Here is a 5,133-nt window from a genome sequence, read left to right as displayed (position 1 = left end):
TAAATATTTATATTAAATTTATAGCACTTCTTTAAATAATCTTAGTGCATTCTTATAAAAGATCTTCTCTATATCTTCTTCTCTAAAACCTAATTTTTGCATTTTGTCATAAATCAATTGCATATTTGATGAATTCTCAAACTCCAAAAGGCAATCTATTCCATCGAAGTCGCTACCAATACCTACACAATCTATCCCCCCCTTATTCGATATATATTTCATATGATTTATAATATCGTCGATTTTACTTATATCATTAAATTTATAATTATCATTTAAAAATAAAGAATAGAAATTAATGCCTATAATTCCACCTCTATCTCCAATTTTTTTAATCATGTCATCAGTCAAATTTCTTTGGTGAGAGCATATATTTCTAGCATTGGAATGGCTAGCAATAAAAGGTTTTGTTGTATTATTATAAACATCATAAATTCCATCATCTGATAAATGTGAAACATCGATAATCATTCCTAGCTGCTCCATCTCATTTATAAATTCTAAACCTTTTTCTTTAAGACCTTTTCTCTCATTCTTTTCTTCATTATAAAAATAACCATTTGGATAGGCTAACTCATTATCATAATTCCATGTTAACGTCATCATTCTAACACCAAGTCTATAAAAATTTCTAAGCAATGATAAATTACCTTTACAAACTCCGCCTTCTTCTATGGATAGTAGTGCTGAAATCCTATTTTTCTCAATATTTGTCATTATATCTTCATATGTATAAACTATTCCAATATCATCCTTATTTTTTTGCACTTCATTATAAAGCAAATCTATATAACTAAGGCAAGACTCCAATGGTTTATCATTACTTCCTAAGTCCACATATGATGCAAAAACTTGAAGCATATAATCGCCCTTTTTCATTTTTTCTATATCTAAATGTAGTCTATTTTGTCTTAAGTGTATATCTTCTCCTTTTTGTCTAATGTCATATAATTGTGATATTGTATCACAATGAAAATCAACTATCTTCATTTATTACCTCCTAAAATCAGCACCTTTATATAAATCATAAGTAACATCTTGCATAAGTCTTTCATACTCTGGTACATTTACATTGTTACCACAAAAACATACTATAAATGGCTCTTTATCAAATACTATTCCTACATCATGAGTTATATTAGTATCTTCTCCTGTTTTATGTGCAATATTAACTTTGGGCTTTATACTTTGTAGAAAAAAAGGTACTTTACTATTTAATCTTTGATTTTTTAAAATATTTATCATCTCTTCACTAGACTTTTCGTCAATTAGTTCTTTATTGTACATCTTCTCCAACAAATATGCTATATCTCCTGCACTTATATAATTTTCTAATCCTAATGCCGCTTTATCGGAATCAAACATTTTACGATTAAGTACGGTATTTTTTAATCCTATTTCTTTTATAGTTTTATTGATATTATCTATTCCTAATTTATCAATTAAAATATTTGTGGCATAATTATCACTTAAAATAATCATAAGCACATATAAATCTTCCAATGTAATTTTCAAGTTTTCCCTCATATAATTTAAAGCACCACAAGATGGTACTTTATCTTCCTCTTTAGTAATAAAAATATCGTCTTTCCTTATAATATCTTTTTTTATCTGATTAAAACATTCCACCAATACAGTAAGTTTTATTACGCTAGCTGCTAGCATTGGCTTTTCTTCATTATACTTAATTATTTCTTGTGTAACTAAGTTTTTATAATAAAAACTTACATCACCTTTCATATTCTTTAATTTGTTTATTATTTTATCATCCATAAATACATCCCCTTTATAAATAGTTACAATATTATTCTACTCCATCTAAGTCTATTACTGCACTATTATTGAATATATTATGCTACAATTTTATCACCATAATAAAATTATTAAGGAGGATTTATGTTTAGAGATATAATCAAGAAAAAAAGAGAATTAAGTACAGAAGATACAATAAAAATATTACAAGAAGGAAAAGAAGGAGTATTATCAACTATAAGTGAAAATGGATATCCTTATGGAGTTGCTGTTAATTATGTTTATCATAATAATTGTATCTATTTCCACTGTGCCAATAAAGGACATAAATTGGATAATATAATTAAAAATAATAAAGTTTCTTTCTTTGTAAATTCTGATATCGCCATACTTCCAAAATATTTTACTACTCATTATAAAAGTGCAATAGTATTTGGACGTGCTTTCATAGTTACTAATGATGAAAAAAGAAGTGCAATTATTGCAATAGGAGAAAAATACTCTCATCCTCATATGGAAGAAGGCCTGAAATACATAGATAAAGCTATAAATTCATTTACTGTAATAAAAATAGAAATTGATCATTTAACTGGTAAATACAGTAACGCTACTAATTAGCCAAATTAAAATAGACTAATACTCTTGATAATTCAAGGTTCTTAGTCTATCTTTAAATTTATATATTTCCTATTTAATTATGGTCTGATTATATTAGTAGCTCCTGATAACTCTTCAACTATAGAGTACATATTGGTTACTTTACCAACTTGTAATTTATCCTGTAAGTTATAGAAATTCAAACAAGTTCCACAGCTTAGTATTTCAACACCGTGATCTTCTAATACTTTTAAATCCCCTATAGAATCTGAACCTTCAGATGATAATTTCACACCGCTATTATATAGTAATACGGCTTTTGGATATTTGTCTAATTGAGTTATAGCGTATATAAAACCTTTAATAAGAACCTTTCCTAGTTCCTCATCTCCTTCACCCATTTTATCACTACTTAATACCACTACCATTTTTTCCTCTTTTGCAATAGCAGCAACCACTTCTTTAGTTGCTTCACTTTCTACTACTTCACCACATTGTACTTTTATAACATAATGATTTTGCCCTACTTTTTCACAGGTATATTCTAAGTTTTTTTGATTAACCATTTTTGTGACATTTTGTACAGCTATTTCATTGTCTACACTTATTTCAACTATTGCTGCATCTTCTAGAGCATCTATTGCTTTTTTTGCTTTAACTACTGGTATAGGACAATTATCTCCTATAGCATTTACTTTTACTATGTTCATTTTTTATCCTCCTATATATAATGTCATCATATATGCTTATACTGACTATTATTTTATTTAAATCCAATAATTGCAGCACCTAAGGCTCCAATTATTTGAGCATCTTCTGCTATAAATATTTCTTTGTTTAAATTATTTTCTAACATCTTTACTAGCTCTTTACTCTGGGCTAAGCCTCCAGTAAAGGCTATTGTATCTTCTAGTCTACCTTTATTTAATATGGATATACCCTTATTAGCAATAGACTTTAATATACCTGCTGCTATATTTTCCTTAGGAATATCTTGAGCCAAAAGGCTTATTATTTCTGATTCAGCAAATACAGTACACATACTAGAAATATTTTCAGGTGTAGCACCATGTGCCAATTCATCAATATTTTCTATATCACTTCCTAATTTATTAGATGTAACTTCTAAAAACTTACCTGTACCTGCAGCACATTTATCGTTCATTATAAAATTAACAACATTTCCATTGTCATCAATATTTATAACCTTACTATCTTGTCCACCTATATCTAATATAGTTCTAATATTTTTATTTAAAAAGAAAATTCCCTTTGTATGACAGGTTATTTCTGTAACTGTTTTATCTACAAAATCCATACTAACTCGTCCATAACCAGTCCCTACTACTTTCTTTACTTTATCCTTATCTATTCCATCTATCAATATTTCATAAGCTTGATTTGATGTTCTTTTAGGACTCCAACCTGTTGGTATAACAACCTTCTTTACTACTTTCTCTCCATCAAACAACACTGCCTTTGTTGCCACAGACCCTGAATCTATGCCTATACTATACATCTTCACTCAATTAACAACCTTTCTTTTCTTCTATCATCTCTATAAATGCTTCAAATCTTGTTCTTAACTGTTCTGTGTCTGATTGAGAATAATCAGTTTCAATTGCCATGTAGTGAATATTTTTATCATTAACTACAAATTCTTTTATCCTATTACCTTCCACATTAAAAGGATGGCATGATTGAAGAGCAACGTCAATTACTCCATCAATTTTAAACTCTTCTATTAAATCTCCTAATAATTCTATTCTCTTATCATTATTCATCATACAAGCACATCCTATATTTAGATACTTCTTAGCTAAAGCATCATAAACATCTGGATTACTTTCATCCACCAATTCTCTATTATTTCTTATAGATGAACATAGCTCATAAGCAACAATTGATCCACCAGATTCTTCTATAGTATTAATAATTTTATTCGTACATCCACCAATTGGAGATCCAGTAATTAATATTCTAGGTGCGTCTTTTTTTACAGAACACTCACCTTTTTCATATCTTATTTTAGTATCATCTATTATTTTCCTTAAATTTGCTTTTAATTCATCTCTATCAAATTTAAATTGAGCTTGATAAGATACTTGATACAATTCCATTCCTGTTAAAGCAGAAGGTTCTAATTTTCCCAAGTCATAATACTCATTTAGTAATCTTCTCTCTTCATTTTTATCTTTAATTGCATCTTTTATATCATCTTCACTTATAGTTGTATCTAATTCTTTTTCTAAAACTTCTTTTAATAGAATTATCTCATCCTTCCAAAGATTAAACTCATGTTTTCCAGTTGCTCTATTAGGCATTTGCATAATATGAGTTGGTTTTACTTTTCCTAACTCCTCATACATTTTCTTCTTCCCATCACAAGTTGTCTCCCCAATAAGCAAATCTGAAAAATAAAAATATGGGCATGTATCAGTTATTGCATGACCATAACTTGATTTTATTAAAGGACATAGATTTCTTGGCAGTATTTTTTCTGCTTCTGGAATTGCTTCCTCACTTACTCCGCATACTCCCACTGGAACAGCATTTGCTGCAATAGGTAACTCAGATGGTGTAAAACAACAAAATGTACCAACCATTTTTCTCCCACTATCTTTTACTTCTTTGGCTGCTAGAAATCCATCTTTTCTTGCTTGTGCAAAACTTTCAAATTGACTTGGTAAATTACTCATTTATATCCCCCTAAAATAATAATTTATATCATATTCTTCATTTTAAATCACCTTCATAGTATCAAATCTAAATATAAAAAACTAT

6 protein-coding genes are annotated in these 5,133 nt (G+C 28.4%); 1 reads left to right on the top strand and 5 read right to left on the bottom strand.

Annotation, left to right across the window (positions count from 1 at the left end; all coding sequences use genetic code 11):
• Positions 1–18 precede the first annotated feature (18 nt).
• Entirely contained in the window at positions 19–990 is a 972-nt protein-coding gene (locus NSA58_RS15850; RefSeq protein WP_257560665.1) for a dipeptidase, read from the bottom strand.
• Positions 991–993: 3 nt separating this feature from the next.
• Entirely contained in the window at positions 994–1,773 is a 780-nt protein-coding gene (locus tag NSA58_RS15845) for a serine hydrolase (RefSeq protein ID WP_039679323.1), read from the bottom strand.
• A 123-nt stretch (positions 1,774–1,896) separates the two neighbouring features.
• On the opposite strand from NSA58_RS15845, the gene NSA58_RS15840 reads away from it, so the two are divergent.
• Entirely contained in the window at positions 1,897–2,370 is a 474-nt protein-coding gene (locus NSA58_RS15840; RefSeq protein ID WP_039679322.1) for a pyridoxamine 5'-phosphate oxidase family protein, read from the top strand.
• Positions 2,371–2,447: 77 nt separating this feature from the next.
• Here NSA58_RS15840 and yedF read toward each other — a convergent pair whose 3' ends face one another.
• The 3 genes from yedF to NSA58_RS15825 are packed head-to-tail and all read right to left on the bottom strand — an operon-like array spanning position 2,448 to position 5,048.
• The gene (yedF, locus tag NSA58_RS15835) at positions 2,448–3,059 is read right to left on the bottom strand and encodes a sulfurtransferase-like selenium metabolism protein YedF (RefSeq protein ID WP_200886389.1); all 612 of its coding nucleotides are present in this window, start codon (positions 3,057–3,059) and stop codon (positions 2,448–2,450) included.
• Between the two features lie 53 nt (positions 3,060–3,112).
• The gene (locus NSA58_RS15830; protein ID WP_074079833.1) at positions 3,113–3,868 is read right to left on the bottom strand and encodes an acyl-CoA dehydratase activase; all 756 of its coding nucleotides are present in this window, start codon (positions 3,866–3,868) and stop codon (positions 3,113–3,115) included.
• A gap of 10 nt (positions 3,869–3,878) precedes the next feature.
• Positions 3,879–5,048, bottom strand: a complete 1,170-nt coding sequence (locus tag NSA58_RS15825; protein WP_039679321.1) for a double-cubane-cluster-containing anaerobic reductase — start codon at positions 5,046–5,048, stop codon at positions 3,879–3,881.
• Positions 5,049–5,133 lie beyond the last annotated feature (85 nt).

The organism is Terrisporobacter muris (assembly GCF_024621905.1).
Classification (GTDB): domain Bacteria; phylum Bacillota; class Clostridia; order Peptostreptococcales; family Peptostreptococcaceae; genus Terrisporobacter; species Terrisporobacter muris.
Note: the sequence above shows the minus strand (reverse complement) of the source record. Positions and strands in the feature narration are given on the sequence as shown.